The organism is Porphyromonas bennonis DSM 23058 = JCM 16335, assembly GCF_000375645.1.
Taxonomy (GTDB): Bacteria; Bacteroidota; Bacteroidia; order Bacteroidales; family Porphyromonadaceae; genus Porphyromonas_A; species Porphyromonas_A bennonis.
This window is the reverse complement of sequence record NZ_AQWR01000017.1, coordinates 19212-40124: the sequence shown is the minus strand read 5'-3', so window position 1 is coordinate 40124 and position 20913 is coordinate 19212. Positions and strand designations below refer to the sequence as shown.

Genomic DNA, 20913 nt, shown 5'->3' with positions numbered 1-20913 from the left:
AGCACACTCCCTTCGCCCTCACTCTCAGTTCCTTGCATCTGGGGCATTCTGCAAAGTCCCTGCCGAAAAAGCGGTGCTTTTTCGGCGAAAGACCATTTTGCAAAGGTCTTTTGTTAGGAAACGGTATTACTTATTGTGGAAGGCGAAGTCGCCATGCTCGGCATCCAGCTCGATCACGCTGTCGCGCCGGAGGGTACCGCTGATGATGTCCGTGGAGAGGGTATTGAGCACCCGGCTCTGGATCACCCGCTTGACGGGGCGCGCACCGAACTGCGGGTCGTACCCCTGGTGGGCTATCTGCTGCACGGCGGCATCGGTGTAGGTCAGCGTGATGCCATTGGAGGCAAGGGTCTTGACCACCCGATCGAGCTGCAGCCGTACCACCTCCGCGATCTGCTCCTCGGTGAGGGGACGGAAGACGGTGATCTCATCGATACGATTGAGGAACTCGGGGCGGATCCGCTCCTTGAGCATATCCATCACCTCAGCCCTTACCTTGCCAACGACCTCATCGGTATTCGCCTTCGTCATGCTCTCGAGGCTCTTACGGATCAGGTCACTACCCATATTGGAGGTCATGATGATGATCGTATTCTTAAAGTCCGCCGTCCGCCCCTTATTGTCCGTCAGGCGACCGTCGTCCAGCACCTGGAGTAGGACATTGAAGACATCGGGGTGCGCCTTCTCGATCTCATCGAAGAGGATCACCGAGTAGGGTTTCCGCCGGACCGCCTCAGTGAGCTGTCCGCCCTCCTCGTAGCCGATGTATCCCGGAGGGGCACCGACGAGGCGAGAGGCGGAGAACTTCTCCTGATACTCGCTCATATCAATGCGCGTCATCATATCCTCATCGTCAAAGAGGATCTCCGCCAGCGCCTTCGCCACCTCCGTCTTACCGACACCGGTGGTGCCAAGGAAGAGGAAAGAGCCGATCGGGCGCTTGCTGTCCTGCAGGCCGGCACGACTGCGGCGGACCGCATTGGCAATCGCTGTGATCGCCTCGTCCTGACCGATGACCCGCTTGTGGAGCTCCTCCTCGAGGTGAAGCAGCTTCTCCCGCTCGCTCTCCATCATCTTGGTGACCGGGATGTGGGTCCAGCGGGATACCACCTCTGCGATATCCTCCTCATCGACCACCTCCTTGATCATCGCCTTGCCACTCTGAGCCTCGTGGAGCTTCTTCTCCGCCTCATCGATGCTCTCCTGAAGCTGCTGGAGCTTGCCGTACCGGATCTCCGCCACCTTGGCGTAGTCGCCCTCACGCTCGGCGCGCTCGGCAAGGAGCTTAAGCTGCTCCTGCTCGGTCTTCGCCTTCTGGATCAGGTCGATCTGATCCTTCTCTCGCTGCCACTGGCTCTTGAGCGCAGTCTGTCGCTCGGAGAGATTGGCCAGCTCCTCATCGATCGCGCGGACCTTATCCTCATAGCCGTCACGCTTGATGGCGACCCGCTCGATCTGGAGCTGCTTGATCCTCCGCTCCACCTCATCCAGCTCCTCCGGCATGGAGTCGATCTGCATGCGGAGACGGGCTGCCGCCTCATCCATCAGGTCGATCGCCTTATCGGGGAGGAAGCGGTCGCTAATGTAGCGCCGAGAGAGACGGACGGCAGCGACGATCGCCTCGTCGAGGATCCGCACATGGTGGTGCGTCTCGTACCGCTCCTTCAGTCCGCGGAGGATACTGATCGCATCCTCCTCGCTCGGCTCATCGACCATCACGATCTGGAAGCGCCGCTCGAGCGCCCGGTCGGTCTCGAAGTACTTCTGATACTCACCGAGTGTGGTGGCGCCGATGACGCGGAGCTCGCCCCGGGAGAGAGCCGGCTTGAGAAGATTGGCAGCATCCATGGCGCCCTCGCTCTTGCCCGCACCGACGAGGGTGTGGATCTCGTCGATGAAGAGGATCACCTGACCATCGGAGCCCTTCACCTCGTTGATGACGCTCTTGAGTCGCTCCTCAAACTCGCCCTTATACTTCGCTCCGGCAATCAGCGCCCCCATGTCGAGGGAGTAAAGCTGCTTGTCCCGAAGGTTCTCCGGCACATCGCCCCGCACGATACGCCGGGCAAGTCCCTCGGCGATGGCGGTCTTGCCGACGCCGGGCTCTCCGATCAGGATCGGGTTATTCTTCGTCCGGCGACTGAGTATCTCCAGCACACGCCGTATCTCATCGTCCCGACCGATCACCGGGTCGAGCTTGCCCTCACGAGCCGCTGCCACGAAATTGGTCGCATACTTATTGAGTGCGTTGTAGGTCTCCTCGGAGGAGGGGGAGTCCGCCTTAGCCCCCTTGCGAAGCGACTGCACCGCCTCGAGCATCGTCTGATAGGTGATGCCCTGATCCTTGAGTCGACGACCGGCGGTGGTGTCGGTCTTGAGAAGCGCCAGGAAGAGGTGCTCCACTGCGACATACTGATCGCTCATCTCGGCAGCGATACGCTCCGCTGCATCGAGCACTGAGGCGAGGTCCCTACTGAGGTAAGGCTCCCCGCCCTGCACCTTCGGAAGGCCACTGAGGTCCTCCTCGATCCTCGACCTAAGCGTGTCGAGGTTGCCCCCACACTTGGGGATCAGGTACTCTGCCACCTGATCCCCCACTGCGGTGAGGGCTGCAAGGAGATGCTCCGGCTCGATCGCCTGGTGGCCACGCTTGCGCGCCTCCTCCATAGCCTGCCGGATCATCTCCTGCGACTTGATTGTGTACTTATCCCAATTCATATTCACTTTATTCTTTTCGTTTTATTCTGAGACCATAAGTACAAAAACGAAGCCCCGACCTAACTGTCAGTCCATTATGTCTTTTGTGGAAACAAAAGTCAGTCGTGGCAGTCCATGCTGTCACTTGGGGGGACAAGTAGGGCAGAAATCTATTGCCGATAATAGTGAAATCTAAACCCGGTAATAGACTTCACTAAACCCGATATTAGATGAATCTATTACCGGTAATAGTTAGGAGAGGTAGGGGTGACGATGATGCACCCCGGCAGGGGTGCGTTTTTCATAGCCCGGCGGTCGGAGGGGCAAAGCCCCGACGACCCCGGGTAATCATAGCCCTCTTTTTCTCCTCGACCCCGCTAGGGCGTCGCTCGTAATAGTGATCGTGAGAGGGAGCGACACCCTAGCGGGGTCGCATATATACAAGGCGGATCGCAGGTAACCCGGGGTCTTCGGCACTGCGTGCCTCGACCGCCGGGCTATGAAGAAAGGACCCCTACCGGGGTCCCCTGCGGGATCTGCAGGCGGGAGCGCAAAAGGAAGCCGACACCATAATGGTATGCTGGATCCCGTCAGGGATCCCCGCTTCATAGCCACAGGTCGAGCCGCGATAGCGGCGATGACCTGTGGGAAAGTCGATGTCTTGACCTCGACCCCGCCAGGGTGTCGCACTTTTCCGCCCCCCCCCTCTGCGACACCCTTGCGGGGTCGGGATCGTATGCGATGCCCGGTCCACGGGTCATCGGGGCTACGCCCCTCGACCACGTGGCTAAGAAACGGGCACCCACAAGGGGTGCTTCGTTCCCCACTCTTCACAATTAGATGAATGGCTACGGTGTCTCTCAAATGCGTCACCCTGCTTGTCCTCCTTCGTGAAAAATCGGTTCCAAAGGTTGCTACCTCTGAAACCGATATAGATATAATAGGGCAGTACTGCTGATGTTAATCCTTTGTGGACTTGGACAGCTTTATCGTCTTAGCCGGCTTAAGGTAATAGAGATAGCGACTTGCTCCCACTATGATTACCATGAGTAACAGCCCAATATCTTTTCGCAGTATTGCAAAGGGCTCTCCCATATCTATCAGGAGGAGGGTAATGGAAACTACCAGGAGTGCACCCCAAAAGGCAATGTCGAGAGCCTTGACCCATGGGGAAACAGCTCCAGATTGACTTCTCTCTTCGGGGACGAGTGTCATCAGCTGTACAAACAGAGTCTCAAGGACGATGACCGGTATAACAAACCGGAATATCGACTCCTTAAGAGCCATCAAGGACTCAACCCTTGAAAGAACAAGGGTGGTCCATACGGTAGCACCTATGATGCAGAGCTCTAAAACAAAGAACTTGATACGCATAAGATTATTATGGGAAAAGTGCGGTGTAGTGGCGTCTAACAGTTCTCAAGAGCGCCGACAACCGCCAAGCCAATCGCACCTGAAATAGCTACATGCGGACCTCCAGGTGTGCCCCTCCTATAGCCCAGCTGATAATCCCCCTTGCACAGGCAAGTGAGGCTGGTAACGATTCCCGGTACGATAAGAGTTTTTTCATGGTGACAGCTTGGTGCTTAAGGGTTTAACGATGATCCTGTCTTCAAAGCTACAAAACATAATTGATCCCACAAAGACAAAGGTGAAGCGACCCAGGGGTGACGCATTTGAGCATTGGGGTAATCATATACCTAGAGGGCTTATCCGTGAGGCACCCGAAAGGGTGCTCGCTCCATAGGCATCGGTCATCCGCGAAGCGGTGACCGATGTACAAAGACCCTTCCCTATTCCCTCGACCCCTTGTGGGTCGCCGAGCAGATACCCCCCTTTCGGCGACCCGCAAGGGGTCGTGGCATAATGCGTACGATTATACATCGGTCTTCGGCACTTCGTGCCTCGACCGATGCCTATGGAGCGGGCATCCTTCGGATGCTGCATATCTTCTATTTGATGGTTTTCATTTGCGATCCGTTGATATTGGTTCTGTCGGAAAAACAGTTACAGGCGTGGCACCCCGACAGGGGTGCCCGCTTTTTAGCCCGGATGTCGAGGGGCGCAGCCCCGAAGACTCCGGGTTACGATGGGGCTCTAGCCCAGCGACCCCGCTAGGGTGTCGTACTGATTGCCTGACTGGTAAGTGCGACACCCTAGCGGGGTCGTATTTTTTCCTTGGGCTTCTTTCCCGCAGTCTTCGGCACTTCGTGCCTCGACATGCGGGCTAAAGAACGATGATCCCGCAGGGGCGAAGCCCCGGAGGGATCGACAGGCGGTAGCAGCAGGGGAGGGATCTACTACCGGTAATAGTCTGATGGGGTATGAAGAGGTTCGTGAGGGCGTAAAAAAGCGAGCCGAGGGCAAAGGGATCGCACTCGACTCGCTGCATAAAAGGGACAGACCTGCCCGAGGAGGTCAGTAGGACTATCGGTGTCCGGGTTTCACTCTTGAGACTTAGGCTGACCTCTTGTGGATCCAATAGAGCGAGAGTCGCTCCACGAGGACGACCACAAGGGGGACGATCACCAATAGTAGGTTGTAAAGAGGTCCGGGGAGAAAGTACGGGGTCAGACAGATGAAGGCCCCGCTTTTTACAGCCGTACAAAAACGGTAAAGCCAAGGATATCTCTTCCTAAGAAGCTGCCCTGTCGGTAACAGTCCCTTATCACCCACGAACCAGCGAAGGAGAAAGATCGCTACCAGTGCCACAAGTAGCACACCGAGCGTCAAAGCCACCGGGACACCTCCCAATGGTGCTATATAGACAGCAGTGAGGAGTAAGAAGAGCTCATAAAACGAGCAGTAGTAGGTCCTGTCGTGAGCTGTACGCCCATAGAGTCTCCCGAGGAAGTAGACGAGCGACAGAGCGAGTGGGATCAGAGCGTAATAATTCATACCAAGAGTCGTCTGCTGTGTTGTCAGTGAATATTCTTCAGTCGTGAGACAAAGTATGACCTGGAGGTACTTTGCATCACGATCACGACATTATGCATATAGAGCAGGCGAGCCGAGGACGAAAGGATCGCACTCGGCTCGCTGGATATTAGGTAGGGGTTACTAATCAGAACTGACCAAACTGCTTGAAGAAGTCAGCCGGACTCCCGGGCTTGTCCTCAGAGGACTTTGGCTCACGCTTCGGCTCTTCGCGCTCCTCACGGCGAGGATTACGACGACGCTCCTGGTGGCGCGGACGCTCCTCATCAGAGGGACGCTGCTCCTCGCTGTCACTGTCATTTGAGTTGCGCTCCTCACGACGAGGGTTGCGGCGACGCTCGCCACGGCGACCCTCACCATCACGCTCCTCACGACCACGACGGCGCTCGCGGGGACGCTCGGACTGCTCCTCGTAGCCCTCAGGCTTCTCGATCAGAGCACGGCGAGAGAGACGGAACTTACCGGTCTTGGGATCCACCTCCAGCAGCTTCACCTGCAGCTTCTGTCCCTCTGCGGCACCGGTCTCCTCAATGTTGCCGAAGTACTTCCAGTCCCACTCGGAGATATGGAGCAGACCCTCCTTGCCGGGCATAAACTCGACGAAGACACCATAGGGCATGACGCTCTTGATGGTACCCTCGTAGGTCTCACCCACCTCGGGGATGACGACGATGCGATTGATCATCTCGAGGGCGCGAGTGATCGCCTCCTTATTGGACGCAGCGATCTGGATCACGCCGACACCACGCTCGGTGTCCTCCTCGATATTGATCTGAGCACCGGACTCCTCCTGCATGCCCTGGATGATCTTACCGCCGGGACCGATGATCGGGCCGATGAACTCCTTCGGCACCTCCATCTGCTCCATGCGGGGCGTCTGAGGCTTCAGCTCAGGACGGGGTCCGGGGATGGTGCTCTCGATGATGTCGAGGATGTGGAAGCGGGCACGACGTGCCTGCTCGAGGGCCTGTGCCAGCACCTCGTAGCTCAGTCCGTCGATCTTGATATCCATCTGGGTGGCGGTGATGCCCTCACGGGTACCGGTCACCTTGAAGTCCATATCTCCCATGTGGTCCTCGTCACCGAGGATGTCTGTGAGGACCGCCTTCTTGTCTCCCTCGCTCATCATACCCATGGCGACGCCGGAGACGGGACGGATCATCGGCACACCGGCATCCTCCAGCGCCAGCGTACCGGCGCAGACCGTAGCCATGGAGGAGGATCCGTTGCTCTCCAGGATGTCGCTCATCACGCGGATGGTGTAGGGATAGTCCTCGGGGATCATGCCGTGGAGGGCACGCATGGCGAGGTTGCCGTGACCGATCTCACGACGGCTGACGCCCTTGGGGCGAGAGGCCTCACCGGTGCTGAAGGGCGGGAAATTATAGTGGAGGAGGAAGCGCTCCTTGCCCTGGAAGAGGGCGTCATCGACCAGCTTCTCATCGTCCTTGGTTCCGAGGGTGACCGTAGCGAGTGCCTGGGTCTCTCCGCGGGTGAAGATGGCAGATCCGTGAGGTGCGGGGAGGCAGTCCACCTCCGTCCATATCGGACGCACATCCTCGAGACCGCGACCATCGAGACGCTGATGATGGTCGAGTACGGCGGTACGTACCGCCAGCTTGACGTACTTATCGTAGTAGCGATTGATCAGCGGCTCCAGCTCCTCGAGCTCCTCCTCGCTGTACTGAGCCTTAAACTCCTTACCCACCTCAGTGAAGCGGCGAGAGCGAGAGTGCTTGTCGTTATCCGCTGACATGGCGATCTCGAAGAGCTTGTCGTAGCAGCTGTCGTAGATCTTCTTGTCCAGCTCAGGATCCTGTGCATCGCCCTCGTAGGTGCGCTTAACGTCGGAGCCTACCTCACGGGCTAGCTCGTTCTGCACGCGGCACTGTACCTTGATCGCCTCGTGAGCCTGCTTGATCGCCTCGATCATATCGCTCTCGGGCACCTCCTTCATCTCACCCTCGACCATCATGATGTTCTTCTCCGTTGCGCCGACCATCAGGTCGATATCGGCACGATTGAGCTGGTCGAGTGTCGGATTGATCACCCACTCGCCGTCGAGACGGATCACTCTCACCTCAGAGAGCACCTCGTCGAAGGGGACGGTGCTGACTGCCATGGCGGCAGAGGCTGCCAGTCCGGCAAGCTGGTCGGGGAGCTCATTGGGGTCTCCACTGAAGAGGATGATCTGCACATAGACCTCGCAGTGGTAGTCCTCTGGGAAGAGAGGACGCAGAGCGCGGTCGATCAGTCGTGCGATCAGGATCTCATGGTCCGACATACGGCCCTCGCGGCGGGTAAAGCCCCCGGGGAATCGACCGTCGGCGGAGAACTTCTCCTTATACTCTACCTGGAGGGGCATAAAGTCTACGCCCGGACGTGCCTCCTCGGCAGCGACTACCGTCGCCAGGAGCACGGTCTTGCCCATGCGTACAACCACGGAGCCATCAGCCTGCTTGGCAAGCTTGCCTGTCTCGATCGTGATCTCACGACCATCGGGCAGAGTGATGGTCTTTGTGATTACGTTCATACTTTTACGTCTTTTCGAGCTTACGCATTGCAAGCCCGGTTATCTAAAATCTCAGCTGTCCCTCCACGATATCGCACAAAGGTACAGAAACTCAGCGAAAAAGCCCTCACTTTACGTCATCGACTTTCGCCTGTATCCTCCATAGAGGGAAGTAGATCGTCCCATCTCCGTGTCGGCGTCTCTCCCGACAAGGATCCGATGAGGTCTCTCAGCCTATCGTGGCGAGCGGATCGCCGCCCTGGACGGAGTCTCCATTGGCGACCAGGAGAGAGGTGATCGTGCCATCGCTGTCGGCATTGATCTCATTCTCCATCTTCATCGCCTCGAGGATCATGATCTTCTGACCCTTTTTTACCTTATCCCCCTCCTTAACCAGCACCTCACGGATCAGGCCGGGGAGAGGAGCGATCACCTCGCGACCTCCTGCGGCACGCTTGGGTTGGCTCTCCGGTGCCGCAGCAGCGGGCTTCTCCTCAGGTACCTCTGCGGCAGGCGTCGCACTCACAGTCGGCTCGGGCTGAGGCTTAGGGGTCTGCCGAGCAGGTGCGGGGGCAGACTCATCACCGAGCCTGACGGTGTAGTGGTGTCCATTCACCTCCACCTCAGCCGTCTCCTCGTCGGCAGAGTGGATCGTCACCTCGTAGGGGTGACCATTAATGGTGTATCGGTATTGCTTCATAGGTCTCTTGTGTGATAGTAAGTCCTTACCAAGGTCGGCGGCGCATCGTGAGCGACTTGTCGGACCATCCCGACCGCCGCTCGCTACTCTCCTCGTCGCAGAGACCGGAGGTCTCGACGCTCCGACCGTAGTCAGCCAGCGCCAGTGCGATCGCGGTCACCACCTCACCTCGTGCCGTGTCGATCGCCTGACCGAGAGAGAGCAGTGCCTCGATGGAGGGGTCGTAGTGCTGAGTGTCCATATCAGAGGGGGATATTGTCGTGCTTCTTCGCCGGCAGCTCCTGACGCTTATTGCGCAGGTCTCGCAGAGCTCGGGCAATGCGCTTACGGGTCTCGTCGGGGACGATCACGTCGTCGATAAATCCGTATGAAGCAGCGTAGTAGGGGTTGGCAAACTTCTCCCGGTACTCCCGAATGTGCTCCTCCTTGAGCGCAGCCGGATCCTCAGCATCACGGAGAGCCTTACCGTAGAGGATCTCCACCGCTCCGTCGGGTCCCATGACGGCGATCTCGGCGGAGGGCCAGGCGAGATTGATGTCGGCACGGAGGTGCTTCGACCCCATCACGATGTAGGCACCGCCGTACGCCTTGCGGGTGATGACGGTAATCTTGGGTACCGTCGCTTCGCCATAAGCATAGAGGAGCTTGGCGCCGTTGGTGATCACGGCATTGTACTCCTGACCGGTGCCGGGGAGGAATCCGGGGACATCGACGAGGCTGACGATCGGGATATTGAAGGCGTCACAGAAGCGGACGAAGCGGGCGCCCTTGCGGGACGAATTGACATCCAGCACCCCTGCGGCAGCTGCGGGCTGATTGGCAACAATGCCGACACTCCGCCCATCGATGCGGGCAAAGCCGATGATGATGCTACGGGCAAAGTCGCGCTGCACCTCGAGGAACTCGCCCCCGTCGACGATCTGACCGATCACCTCATACATGTCGTACGCCGTATTGGGGTTGTCCGGGATCAGATCATTCAGCACCGACAGGTCACGATCTACAGGATCAGACGATGCAATCCGAGGCGCCTCCTCCATATTATTGGACGGCAGGAAGCTCAGCAGGTGACGCATCAGCTCCAGCCCCTCCTCGTCGCTCTCTACGGCGAAGTGCGCCACGCCGCTCTTGCGGGTATGGACGGACGCTCCTCCGAGCTCCTCGGCAGTCACCTCCTCATTGGTCACCGTCTTCACCACCTTGGGTCCGGTGAGGAACATATAGCTGGTGCCGGAGACCATGATATTGAAGTCGGTCAGTGCCGGGGAGTAGACCGCCCCTCCGGCACAGGGACCGAAGATCCCGGAGATCTGCGGCACCACGCCCGAGGCGAGGATGTTATTCTCAAAGAGCTCACCATAACCGGCAAGCGAATTGACTCCCTCCTGGATGCGTGCTCCTCCGGAGTCGTTGATGCCGATGATCGGCGCCCCGACCTTCATCGCCAGCTGCTGTACCTCGCAGATCTTGCGAGCATGCATATAGCCGCAGGTGCCGGCAAAGGCGGTGAAGTCCTGTGCATAGACATAGACCAGACGACCATCCACGAGACCGCTCCCGGTGACGACCGAGTCGCCGTCGTAGACCTTCTTGTCTGCCCCGAAGTTGGCATTGTGATGACGGACGTAGGTTCCCAGCTCCTCAAAGGTGCCGGGGTCCAGGAGTCTCTCAATCCGCTCTCGGGCGGTAAGCTTGTGGCGGCTGTGCTGCTTCTCCACCGCAGCCTCGCCACCTCCGAGGAGCATCTGCTCCCTTCGCTCGATGAGTGCCCTGATCTTCTCTGTCTGTATACTCATTATATATATGTGCGATTACATTATCTCCCTATACCTGACAAAGGTACAGGTATTCACGCATACCCACAAAAGCGGAGTAGGGTGCACTTTACCCGAAATGTGTCGGGACCGATTTAACCTTTTGCCCATACGTGCGTCTGAGTTCCGTATTCACTCCCTGCACCAGGTATTGTCGGTGGGGAAGATGTGGTTAGAGATGTAATGAAAGTATGAGAAATCTGAAACGTGTCCTGGAGAGTCTGACGGCTCCGCTACTCGCCGCTCTCCTCCTGACTCCGGTCTATGCACAGGAGCAGGTCTACTCACTGGAGGAGTGTATCCGAATGGCTACCACCAGTAACGAATTGCTTAAGGCTGAGGAGCTGAAGATCGATATGGCCAAGGCCAAGAAGGGCGAGGTGGGGGTCAACTTCTTCCCCAAGGTATCACTGGGAGCCGCCTACTCTCACATCAAGGATCCCCTGCAGCCGTTCGACTGGGATCATGCGCTCCTCGGGCTGGGGCAGTACCTGCCGGAGAAGATCAAGGACAAGACCGCCATCGACCTCGGTAATACCAAGGTGGGCACCGTCTCCTTCGTCCAGCCGATCTTTATGGGAGGCAAGATCATCAACGGCTACAAGATGGCCTCCTCGGCGGTCGATCTGGCAGGGATCATGATGGAGACCAAGGAGCGAGAGCTCGAGCTGAGCGTGGAGGAGACCTACTGGCAGGTGGTCACTCTGTCGAGTAAGCTGGAGCTGGCGACGAAGCTCACCGCCCTCCTCGATGAGGCGGTGGCAAATGTGGACCTGGCTGTCAAGGAGGGTGTCGCCACCGAGGCGGACGCACTCTCCATACGGGTCAAGCAGAGCGATGCCAACCAGCTGCGGCTCAAGGTGGAGAACGGTCTATCTCTCTCCAAGATGCTCCTGGCGCAGAAGTGCGGCCTCGGGCTGGAGAGTGACTACCGTCTGGCTGATGAGGTGACCCTGGATACTGCCCGCAACGAGGTGATCGACACGCCGATCCTCCTCTCAGAGCAGGAGATCAGTGGTGGCATCGATGCTCGACCCGAGGTGCGTGCCCTCGAGACGGCAGATAAGATCTTTGCCGCCAAGGAAAGGGTGGAGCTGGCGGACGCCCTCCCCAAGGTGGTCCTGCTGGGTGGCTATACCACCATTAACCCCAATCTCTTTGCCGGCATGCAGGATGAGTATGGTGGGAGCTGGCATGTGGCAGTAGGACTTCAGATCCCCCTCACGGACATCTACACCGGGATCACCAAGAGGAAGGGTGCCGCCGCCGAGCGGGGGATCAAGCAGAGGCAGCTGACCGATGCTCGCGAGAAGATCAATCTCCAGATCCATCAGCTCCTGCTGAACAATCAGGAGGCCTATAGGCAGCTCTCCGCCGCAAAGCTCAGTCTCTCCAGCGCCGACGAGACCCTCAGGCAGGCTCAGCTGGGGTACAAGGAGGGGGTGATCCCGCTGCTTGTCCTCACCGAGGCTCAGACCTCCTGGTCGGCTGCCTACGACAGCTATATCGACGCTGCCATCGCCCTGAAGTCGAGCGAGAGCAAGATCAGACACTACGTCCCTACTGCACGATTTACCAGATAAGTAATAAGGATAATGCAACAGACAGAAGAGAAGAGCTCCCTCTCCAAGGAGCTGAGACATAAAATGGTGGTCACCATCGTCACCACCCTCGTCGTGATCGCCCTCGTGGCACTGGCAGGATTCGTCTTCTTCTCCCCTCGGGAGTCGGAGGTGATCGGTCACGTAGAGGTGGATGAGATACGTATCTCAGGTAAGGTGCCGGGTCGTATCTCGGAGTATCTCGTGGAGGAGGGACAGATGGTCAAGAAGGGCGATACCCTCGTCCGCATATACTCCCCCGAGGTCTACGCTAAGCGGGAGCAGGCGGAGGCTATGCGTGCCTCTGCTATGGCACTCAATCGCTCCCTCGCCGGGGGCGGTCCCGCAGAGGTACAGCAGGCTGCCCTCCAGATGTGGCAGAGTGCCAAGGTGACCCGAGAGGTGGCTCAGTCCAGCTTCAAGCGTGTGGAGAACCTCTATAAGGAGGGCGTCGTCTCTGCTCAGAAGTACGATCAGGCACGCGCTCTCGTGAGGTCTGCCGAGGCGGCCGAGGCGGCTGCCAAGAGTCGCTACGACCTCGCCAAGCGTGGAGCGCTCTCCGACCGCACCGGTACCACGGAGGGGCTGGTCAGCAATATGGATGCGACGCTCAAGGAGGTGGACCTCTACGTCAGCGAGGGTACCCTCACTTCGCCCCTTGACGGGCGTGTCACTGACATCGTGCCCCATGTGGGCGAGCTGGTCGGCACCGGCTCCCCGGTGATGAATGTCGCCGATCCCACCTCATGCTATGTCGTCTTTGCCCTCAGCGAGGATCGTCTCTCCGGCATCCGCCGCGGCACGACGCTCAAGGGGGTGATCCCCGCCCTGGACGGTAGGGAGTGTCTCCTCAGAGTGGTTCATCTCAAGGACATGGGTATCTACTCCGTCCGTAAGGCAAAGAAGCCGACCGGGCAGATAGACTTCCGCACCTTTGAAGTAAAGGCGGAGCTCCTCGATAAGATAGAGGATCTGGAGCCGGGGATGAGTGTCGTCATCGATAGGTCTCAGCTGAAGTGAAGCATCGTCCCGTGAGTACATCCTCTCCTTTCCTGAAGGTGGTGCAGCGCGAGTGGAGACTGGTCTCCACCCACTCTATCTACTATGCGGGGATGATCGTGGTTCCGGTGTTCTTCGCCATTTTCCTCCTTACCCTTATGGGTGAGGGGCTGCCGGGGGATCTGCCCATTGCCGTCGTGGACCTGGACAATACGTCCAATACGCGGAAGCTGGTGGACAACCTCGACAGCTTCTCCGAGAGCCACGTGGTGCTGAGGACGGCAAGCTTCACCGAGGCTCGTGAGCTGATGCAGCAAAATCAGGCCTTCGGCATCCTCGTCATCCCTCGGGGATTTACCGACAGGGTCTCCTCCGGCAAGCAGCCCACCATCAATTATTACCTCAATTACCACTCGATCATCGGCGGAAACCTTAGCTATAAGAACCTCCGCATGATCAGCGAGATGGCAAATGGCGCTGTGGGGCTCCAGATGGGGACCCTGATGGGCAAGACGGAGACGGAGATCATGACCAACGTGATGCCGATTGTCGTCAAGGATCAGATCAAGGGGAATAAGTGGCTCAACTACTCCGTCTACCTCAGCAACATCCTCATCCTCGGGATCATCCAGCTGCTGATCATGCAGGTGACTGCCTACGCTGTCGGCGTGGAGATCAAGGCGAAGTCGGCCGAGGAGTGGCTAGAGACCGCGGGAGGCAGTATGCATGTCGCCCTTGCCGGCAAGCTGGCAGTCCACACGCTGATCTGGTTTGTGGTGGGGTGCGCCTGTCTGGCGATGCTCTACACCTTCTGCGGCTTCCCCCTTGCTAACGGCTGGGGTCCCATGCTCCTAGCACTGCTCCTGCTGATCGTGGCAGCGGAGGCAGTCGGGGTCTTCTTCATCACCCTTGTGCCGATCCTGAGACTGGGAGTGAGTCTGGCAAGTCTCTTCGGGGTACTTACCTTCTCCATCGTAGGATTCTCCTTCCCGATCGATGCGATGTACTCCCCCTTTGTCCCCCTTTCTTACCTCTTCCCGATGAGGTACTACTATATGATCTATACTGATCAGTCGCTTAACGGGTTCCCTCTCTCGCTTAGCATTCCCTATTACCTGGGGCTGGCAGCCTTTGTCCTGCTGCCGTTGCTGTGCAGTCATAACCTCAAGCGTGAGCTCTTAGAAGTGTCTTATGTCCGATAACAAGTGGCGGAGGAGACTCTCTCTCCTCAGGGCTGATACAAAGGCGATATGGCGAACCGAGATCGATGCGATCAAGGGTGATGCCGGGGTGCTGCTATTCTTCTTTTTCGTCCCGATCATCTACCCCTTCCTCTACGCCGCCTTCTACAATACCGAGGTAGTCGAGGAGTCGAAGCTGGTCGTGGTGGATGAGGATAACAGCTCTCTCTCCCGCGAGTACATCCGCCATGTGGACGCCTCGCAGGAGGTGGAGGTGGTGGCAGTCGTCCCCACGATAGAGCAGGCGGAGCAGATGATCATGGACCGGGATGCCTACGGCTACGCCAGGATCCCGAAGGACTTCCAGGCCGATCTCTACCGGGGTGCGGATCAGGTACACGTGGAGCTGATGAGTCTCGGCAATGTGCTGCTGTACTATAAGAACTATATGGTGGCACTCAATAATAACGCCCTCCAGATGGGCGGTGAGATCCATGCGGAGCGGGCAGGGAAGCCGACTAAGGCACTGACGGACATAGAGGTACGTCCGGTCTATCAGGACGGCAAGGGATACTACAATCCTGTCGCAGGCATAGGAACCTTCCTGATGCCGCCGATCCTGATCCTGATCCTTCAGCAGACGCTGATCCTGGGGATCTGTATGCTAGCGGCCACTGCGAGGGAGAGCAACGACACGCACTACCTCATACCGTCGACGATCCATGGGCCGATGCGGATGGTGATCAATAAGAGTGTGATCTACTTCGTGCTCTACTTCCTGGTCAGTATCTGGGTCCTCTGTATCGTACCCTACTGTCTAAGGATACCGATCCTGACGACGCCGATGAGGATGCTGATCTTTATCGTCCCCTATCTGCTCTCGGTGATCTTTATGTCGATAGGGCTGTCTTTCCTCTTCAAGAGGCGGGAGGTGGTGCTGATCTACATCGTCCCGCTGTCGCTGGTCTTCTTCTTCCTCACCGGTGTCGTCTGGCCGTGGCAGAATATCCCCTGGCTATGGAAGTCCGTTGCCTACCTGATCCCCAGCACCCATGCGGTCCAGGGATACATCGCCCTGCTGGGTACGGGTGCCTCGCTGTACGATATCCTCCACCAGTGTCGGGCTCTCTGGGTCCTGACAGCGCTCTACTTCACGATCGCCTCCATCGGCTACTACTTCCAGTACCGCAAGGGACGCCAGACGAAGGATCCCGTATGACTATAGCCTGACATCCCCATCCCTCAGACTTAATTCCATTACCGGTATTAGTCGCGACTAATACCGGTAATAGTATTAACTAATACCGGTAATAGATTTGCCCCTCACCAATGAGGGCAAAAAAAGGGTGTGCCATCCGTACGGGATGGCACACCCTCTCTTTTTGTCTGAAATGGATTACTTGGCGTAGGAGACGACGCGGCGCTCGCGGATGACGGTGATCTTGACCTGTCCGGGGTAGGTGAGCTCGTCCTGTACTCGCTCGGCGATCGCATTGGAGAGCTCGATGGTGCCGGCATCGTCGACCTTGTCGGCCCCGACAACGACGCGAAGCTCGCGACCCGCCTGGATGGCGTAGGTCTTGATCACTCCGGGGTAGGAGAGGGCGAGGTCCTCGAGTGCCTTGAGTCGCTTGATGTATGCCTCGGCGATCTCACGACGTGCACCGGGTCGTGCGCCGCTGATGGCATCACAGACCTGCACGATGGGGGCGATGAGGGTGCTCATCTCGATCTCGTCGTGGTGGGAGCCGACAGCATTGCAGATGTCCGGCTTTTCCTTGTACTTCTCGCAGAGCTTCATACCGAGGAGAGCGTGAGGCATCTGCGGCTCCTCGTCGGCCACCTTTCCGATGTCGTGGAGGAGTCCGGCACGGCGTGCTTTCTTGGCATCTACGCCGAGCTCTGCAGCCATGACGGCACTCAGATTGGCGGTCTCTCGACTGTGCTGGAGGAGGTTTTGCCCATAGCTGGAGCGGTACTTCATCTTGCCGACGAGGCGGATCAGCTCGGGGTGCATGCCGTGGATGCCGAGGTCGATCACGGTCCGCTCACCGGTCTCCATGATCTCCTCCTCGAGCTGCTTCTCCGTCTTCTCGACCACCTCCTCGATGCGAGCGGGGTGGATGCGGCCGTCCTGTACCAGCTCGTGGAGCGAGAGACGCGCCAGCTCGCGGCGGACGGGGTCGAAGCAGGAGAGCAGGATCGCCTCCGGCGTGTCGTCGACGATGATCTCGACGCCGGTGGCTGCCTCTAGAGCGCGGATGTTGCGTCCCTCACGACCGATGATGCGACCCTTGATGTCGTCATTATCGATGTGGAAGACGGTGACCGCATTCTCTATCGCAGTCTCGGTGGCGATGCGTTGGATGGTCTTGACGACGATCTTGCGCGCCTCGGCATTGGCCTTGAGCTTAGCATCGTCGATGATCTCATTGGTCATGATGGCGGCGCTTGACTTGACCTCGCTCTTGAGGTGCTCCATCAGCTGCGCCTTGGCCTCATCCTTGGTCAGTCCACTGGTCTCCTCGAGCTGCTCGAGCTGCTGGTGACGGAGTGCCTCGAGCTCGGCCTCCTTGCTCTTATTGAAGTCGATCTGCTTCTTCAGGTTGGCTCCCTCCTGCTCTATCGCCTGTGAGCGGCGGGACATGTCATCCTGGAGCTTGGCGAGCTGCTCCTCGCGTTTCTTCAGCTTGGACTCTATGGACTGTAGTGTGGCTTGGCGAGCCTGCACTTCGTCGGCAAGACTTGCCTTCTTCTTTAGGAACTCCTCCTTGATCTCGAGGAGCTTGTCTCTCTTGAGCATCTCGGCGTCCTCTCTCGCCTTGGCCATGTACTCGTCCCGAGTAATCTTGGCTTGGTCGAGATACTCTTGCCGAGCCTCTTTGGCTTTGGCGATCTCGTTCTCGTAGAGCCTCTGGGCATGGCGCTCGTTCTGCTTATTGAGCAGAAGCCAGCCCGATGCCAGGAGGACTATAGAGACGATGATCGCGATTATTATTGGGCTCATATGGTGTTGTATCTTACTGTATGTTGGGATATACTCTCCTATCTCCCCAGGGTCTTGTCCAGGTCATCAGCCAGCTTAGAGAGACGTCTGTCGTAGTCGGCGTACTCCTGCTGCTGGAGTAAATGATACTTGTCCCTGCCGAGGTGGATGGCCGCGTAGGTGAGTGCCTCCGGGACCGTCAGATCGTACTGGGACTTGTACTCGTCGAGGAGATGATTGAGCTCCTTGGCGGCCGCTCTGAGGGCGGCTTCGGCCTCCTCCTCGCGGGGGATGGTGACAGCCATAGGCACCTCGCCCACGCGGAGGTTGATCACGCGGGTGAGGGCCTGTGCAGGTGTCTCTGCCTGCATATCCGGGGATTTGTCAGGCATGACGACTGTGGAGTGATGTGTGGTGGGTAGGTGTCAGTCGGTGTTACTTGGTGTGAGTCTCCAGGAGTCTGAGTACATCGTCCACGGTCTCCACGAGATCATCGATCTCTCCGTAGAGACTCTCCGCAGACTTGCGTACATCCGGGTCATCAGCTGAGATGGGTGCTCTGAGGGCGAGCTTTTGCTCGAGTCCTTCTGCTCTGGTCGTCTCCTTAGCAAGCTGACTACGGAGCAGACTATTCTGGTCTCTAAGCAGCTCTACCTCCTGTCGTAGCGCTCCGTAGCGCTCTAAGAGGTAGGCTGTCCTTAGCTCTACTCGATGGAGGGCATCCCCCTCGGTGAACTGATGATCGGTACTCTCTGACACTGACGTGGCGTGAGTAATCAGCCCTCGCGTCCCTCTACCGTTACGCTTCTGTCGATGCGGCGGATAAGCCCCTGAAGGGTGTTGCCCGGACCAAACTCGATGAAGCGATCTGCTCCGTCAGCGATCATGCGCTGTACCGTCTGTGACCAGAGGACCGGTGCGGTGAGCTGCTTGACTAAGTTATTCTCAATCTCCTTGGGGTCGGTATGCGGCTTGGCGTCGACATTCTGGTAGATCGGGCAGCGGGGAGTCTGGATGTGAGTCTGGTGGATCGCCTGCTCCAGCTCCTGGCGAGCCGGCTCCATCAGCGGGCTGTGGAATGCACCACTTACCTTCAGCGGGATAGCACGCTTGGCTCCCGCCTTCTTGGCCTCCTCCATTGCCTGATCGATTCCGTCGATGGAGCCGCTGATGACTACCTGTCCGGGGCTATTGTAATTGGCTGGGATCACCAGCTTGTCGAGGATATTGGCGCAGATCTCCTCCACCTCGGCATCCGGAAGACCGATGATAGCCGCCATCGTCGATGGAGCCTCGGCACAGGCCTTCTGCATCGCTACGGCACGCATGTGGACCAGACGGACAGCGTCCTCAAAGGAGAGTGCTCCGGCAACTGCGAGGGCAGTAAACTCTCCCAGAGAGTGTCCTGCCACCATGTCGGGCTTCTCCTCAGAGCCAAGGATGGCAGCGGAGATGTAGGAGTGGACGAAGACGGCGGGCTGGGTCACAGCGGTCTGCTTCAGCTCCTCCTCTGTGCCGTCGAAGATGATCTTGCTCAGACCAAAGCCGAGGATCTCATCCGCACGATCGAAGAGGCGCATCGCCTCAGGATTATTATCATACATGGCCATGCCCATGCCTATGTGCTGGGATCCTTGGCCGGGAAATACGTATGCTAGCATATGGTTGTATGTATCTTTAAGAATTGGGGTTCTATAATACTTCTCCCACAAAGATAAGGAAAAGAGAGGAGTATCGGAAGGCTTTTGTGGTGCTTTGTTCTTGTGGTTTTCTAAACCGGATGTCAGTCCTGCTTTTTGAGACTGCGCTGTCCGAAATGGGACGTATCTTCCATTACCCTTTTTTGATCTCCTTCAGATCAATGTGGTGCTTCTTAGCTAGGTAGTCGAGGGATGCCTGGTTGATCGCGCTCTCAATCTGTGACTCTCTGAGCTTTTTCTTAAGCGCATCACACTCGCGCCTCTTCTCAATCAGTTTGCGCTCAATATCGCTGATGTCCTTACTCATAATCTCGTGTGAGCTTAGGGGATCAGGAGTCGCTGCCCGGGGCGGATGTTATTGGAGCGGAGGTTATTGGCTCGCTTGATCTGGGTGACGGTGACACCCTTGTACTTCGAGGCGATGCCGGAGAGGGTGTCGCCTCTCTTCACCGTGTAGTAGCGGGCACTCTGCTGCCGACTCTTGCTCTTCTTGCTCGATGTGCCGGACTTGGCGGCTGAGACAGAGGCTTTGGCTCCGGTCCGGATCACCAGCTTCTGTCCGGGGTGGATCGTATTTGATCTTAGACCATTCCACTCCTTGATCTGAGCCGTAGTGACATGGTATCGCCGAGCGATGGAGCCGAGAGAGTCGCCTCGTCGGACGCGGTAGGTCACCTCTCGCTCGCTGTCAGCAGCCTGCTTCTCGTCCATGTCAGGTGCGCTGTCCTCTACCTTCGCCTCGCTCTTATGGTGACTGGCGAAGTATTTCTCCTTATTAGAGGCAAAGTCGATCGCAGCCTGAGCCGGCAGGACGATCACCTGAGACTGCTGGTTGCCGGGGATGATCCCCTTCTTGTACATTGGATTGAGCAGCTCGATGGTGTCGAGAGAGACGCTGGTGATCTCCGCCAGCTCTCGCGTCGTGCAGCGGCGGGCGAGGTGGACCGTATCTGTCGCGATCGGGATGTGGATCGCCGACGGGCGAATGTCGTGCTCCCGGTAGTACTCCATGCTGTAGAATGCGGCGATGAAGAAGGGCACATAGGATCGGGTCTCGCGAGGGAGGTAGGGGAAGATCTCCCAGAAGTCCCTTTTCCCTCCGGAGCGGCGGATCGCCTTATTGATATTGCCGGGACCGCAATTGTAGGCCGCTATGGCGAGCATCCAGTCGCCGTAGAGGGCGTACATATCCTTGAAGTACTCGCACATGGCGCGAGTGGACTTGCGGGGGTCCATACGCTCGTCGATGACCGAATTAATCGTGAGACCGTAGATCTTGCCGGTGCGGAGCATGAATTGCCAGAAGCCTGTCGCCCCCATCCGCGATACAGCGGTGGGATTGAGCGCACTCTCGACGATGGCGAGGTACTTCAGCTCGAGGGGCAGCCCCTGTCTGTCGAGCTCCTCCTCGATGATGGGGAAGTAGTAGGTGGCACGGCTCAGCATCAGGCTCATGAGGTTGCTCCGTCGATTGACATAGAGGTCGATCGCCTCCCGCACGGCGGGATTGTAGGTGAGCGGTATGGCGCTCTCCATCCGCGCCAGTCGGTCGCGGTAGAGCTGATCCTTGCTCTCCAGCTCCCGCTTGCTCGCCTGTCGGTGTGGCTTGCTGAGGGAGTAGTACTCCTTGTACCGAGAGTTGAGTAGCGAGTCGAGCGCCATGTCGAAGCTCTCCGGCAGGCGCCCCAGGTCGGGCTCCTCGACCTCGCTCTGACCAAATGCCCGAGGCATGGCAAGCGCCATCAGTAGGAGGAGTAGAAGGAGTGGGATAGGGCGTCTCATAGAG

Annotated in this window: 17 protein-coding genes; 4 read left to right on the top strand and 13 right to left on the bottom strand. The window is 58.0% G+C overall.

The window, feature by feature from the left end; all coding sequences use genetic code 11:
• Nucleotides 1–126: 126 nt before the first annotated feature.
• From clpB to B088_RS04570, 7 genes are all read right to left on the bottom strand, one after another.
• Entirely contained in the window at nt 127–2718 is a 2592-nt protein-coding gene (clpB, locus tag B088_RS04605; protein WP_018107243.1) for an ATP-dependent chaperone ClpB, read from the bottom strand.
• Between the two features lie 939 nt (nt 2719–3657).
• Entirely contained in the window at nt 3658–4071 is a 414-nt protein-coding gene (locus tag B088_RS04600; protein WP_018107242.1) for a hypothetical protein, read from the bottom strand.
• 1083 nt (nt 4072–5154) lie between these two features.
• Entirely contained in the window at nt 5155–5595 is a 441-nt protein-coding gene (locus B088_RS04590; RefSeq protein WP_018107241.1) for a hypothetical protein, read from the bottom strand.
• 166 nt (nt 5596–5761) lie between these two features.
• Entirely contained in the window at nt 5762–8167 is a 2406-nt protein-coding gene (locus B088_RS04585; protein WP_018107240.1) for a polyribonucleotide nucleotidyltransferase, read from the bottom strand.
• A 208-nt stretch (nt 8168–8375) separates the two neighbouring features.
• A complete protein-coding gene (locus B088_RS04580; protein ID WP_018107239.1) occupies nt 8376–8846 on the bottom strand; it encodes a biotin/lipoyl-containing protein in 471 nt (156 codons plus the stop codon).
• 25 nt (nt 8847–8871) lie between these two features.
• Entirely contained in the window at nt 8872–9087 is a 216-nt protein-coding gene (locus B088_RS04575; RefSeq protein ID WP_018107238.1) for a hypothetical protein, read from the bottom strand.
• 1 nt (nt 9088) lies between these two features.
• A complete protein-coding gene (locus tag B088_RS04570; RefSeq protein WP_018107237.1) occupies nt 9089–10642 on the bottom strand; it encodes an acyl-CoA carboxylase subunit beta in 1554 nt (517 codons plus the stop codon).
• Between the two features lie 209 nt (nt 10643–10851).
• Here B088_RS04570 and B088_RS04565 point away from each other — a divergent pair, with 209 nt between their 5' ends.
• From B088_RS04565 to B088_RS04550, 4 genes are read left to right on the top strand one after another with little or no spacing between them, the layout of a single operon-like run.
• The gene (locus B088_RS04565) at nt 10852–12243 is read left to right on the top strand and encodes a TolC family protein (RefSeq protein ID WP_018107236.1); all 1392 of its coding nucleotides are present in this window, start codon (nt 10852–10854) and stop codon (nt 12241–12243) included.
• Nucleotides 12244–12255: 12 nt separating this feature from the next.
• Complete coding sequence (locus tag B088_RS04560; protein WP_018107235.1) at nt 12256–13281, top strand: HlyD family secretion protein; 1026 nt, start codon at nt 12256–12258, stop codon at nt 13279–13281.
• A gap of 11 nt (nt 13282–13292) precedes the next feature.
• Entirely contained in the window at nt 13293–14462 is a 1170-nt protein-coding gene (locus tag B088_RS04555) for an ABC transporter permease (protein WP_245546722.1), read from the top strand.
• On the top strand, nt 14452–15660 hold the full coding sequence (locus B088_RS04550) for an ABC transporter permease (RefSeq protein WP_018107233.1): 1209 nt from the start codon (nt 14452–14454) through the stop codon (nt 15658–15660). Before B088_RS04555 ends, B088_RS04550 begins: the two co-directional genes overlap by 11 nt.
• 177 nt (nt 15661–15837) lie before the next feature.
• Here the strand turns inward: B088_RS04550 and rny are convergent, their stop codons facing one another.
• The 6 genes from rny to B088_RS04525 form a co-directional block, all read right to left on the bottom strand.
• Complete coding sequence (gene rny, locus B088_RS04545; RefSeq protein ID WP_018107232.1) at nt 15838–17448, bottom strand: ribonuclease Y; 1611 nt, start codon at nt 17446–17448, stop codon at nt 15838–15840.
• 38 nt (nt 17449–17486) lie between these two features.
• A complete protein-coding gene (zapA, locus tag B088_RS04540; protein ID WP_025081717.1) occupies nt 17487–17819 on the bottom strand; it encodes a cell division protein ZapA in 333 nt (110 codons plus the stop codon).
• Between the two features lie 43 nt (nt 17820–17862).
• Nucleotides 17863–18186: a hypothetical protein gene (locus B088_RS04535; RefSeq protein ID WP_018107230.1), complete on the bottom strand. Its 324-nt coding sequence runs from the start codon at nt 18184–18186 to the stop codon at nt 17863–17865.
• A 17-nt stretch (nt 18187–18203) separates the two neighbouring features.
• The gene (gene fabD, locus B088_RS04530; protein WP_025081718.1) at nt 18204–19088 is read right to left on the bottom strand and encodes an ACP S-malonyltransferase; all 885 of its coding nucleotides are present in this window, start codon (nt 19086–19088) and stop codon (nt 18204–18206) included.
• A 172-nt stretch (nt 19089–19260) separates the two neighbouring features.
• Entirely contained in the window at nt 19261–19434 is a 174-nt protein-coding gene (locus B088_RS08580; RefSeq protein WP_018107228.1) for a hypothetical protein, read from the bottom strand.
• Between the two features lie 14 nt (nt 19435–19448).
• Nucleotides 19449–20909, bottom strand: coding sequence for a lytic transglycosylase domain-containing protein (locus tag B088_RS04525; RefSeq protein ID WP_026170492.1), 1461 nt, complete (start codon nt 20907–20909; stop codon nt 19449–19451).
• Nucleotides 20910–20913: the final 4 nt, after the last annotated feature.

Excerpts from the sequence above, each read along its gene's own strand:
- B088_RS04560 (WP_018107235.1), top strand. The coding sequence starts at position 12,256 with ATGCAACAGACAGAAGAGAAGAGCTCCCTCTCCAAGGAGCTGAGACAT.
- fabD (WP_025081718.1), bottom strand. The coding sequence starts at position 19,088 with ATGCTAGCATACGTATTTCCCGGCCAAGGATCCCAGCACATAGGCATG.
- B088_RS04600 (WP_018107242.1), bottom strand. The coding sequence starts at position 4,071 with ATGCGTATCAAGTTCTTTGTTTTAGAGCTCTGCATCATAGGTGCTACC.
- B088_RS04585 (WP_018107240.1), bottom strand. The coding sequence starts at position 8,167 with ATGAACGTAATCACAAAGACCATCACTCTGCCCGATGGTCGTGAGATC.
- rny (WP_018107232.1), bottom strand. The coding sequence starts at position 17,448 with ATGAGCCCAATAATAATCGCGATCATCGTCTCTATAGTCCTCCTGGCA.
- B088_RS04550 (WP_018107233.1), top strand. The coding sequence starts at position 14,452 with ATGTCCGATAACAAGTGGCGGAGGAGACTCTCTCTCCTCAGGGCTGAT.
- B088_RS08580 (WP_018107228.1), bottom strand. The coding sequence starts at position 19,434 with ATGAGTAAGGACATCAGCGATATTGAGCGCAAACTGATTGAGAAGAGG.
- B088_RS04575 (WP_018107238.1), bottom strand. The coding sequence starts at position 9,087 with ATGGACACTCAGCACTACGACCCCTCCATCGAGGCACTGCTCTCTCTC.
- clpB (WP_018107243.1), bottom strand. The coding sequence starts at position 2,718 with ATGAATTGGGATAAGTACACAATCAAGTCGCAGGAGATGATCCGGCAG.
- B088_RS04565 (WP_018107236.1), top strand. The coding sequence starts at position 10,852 with ATGAGAAATCTGAAACGTGTCCTGGAGAGTCTGACGGCTCCGCTACTC.
- B088_RS04580 (WP_018107239.1), bottom strand. The coding sequence starts at position 8,846 with ATGAAGCAATACCGATACACCATTAATGGTCACCCCTACGAGGTGACG.
- B088_RS04525 (WP_026170492.1), bottom strand. The coding sequence starts at position 20,909 with ATGAGACGCCCTATCCCACTCCTTCTACTCCTCCTACTGATGGCGCTT.
- B088_RS04570 (WP_018107237.1), bottom strand. The coding sequence starts at position 10,642 with ATGAGTATACAGACAGAGAAGATCAGGGCACTCATCGAGCGAAGGGAG.
- B088_RS04590 (WP_018107241.1), bottom strand. The coding sequence starts at position 5,595 with ATGAATTATTACGCTCTGATCCCACTCGCTCTGTCGCTCGTCTACTTC.
- zapA (WP_025081717.1), bottom strand. The coding sequence starts at position 17,819 with ATGCCTGACAAATCCCCGGATATGCAGGCAGAGACACCTGCACAGGCC.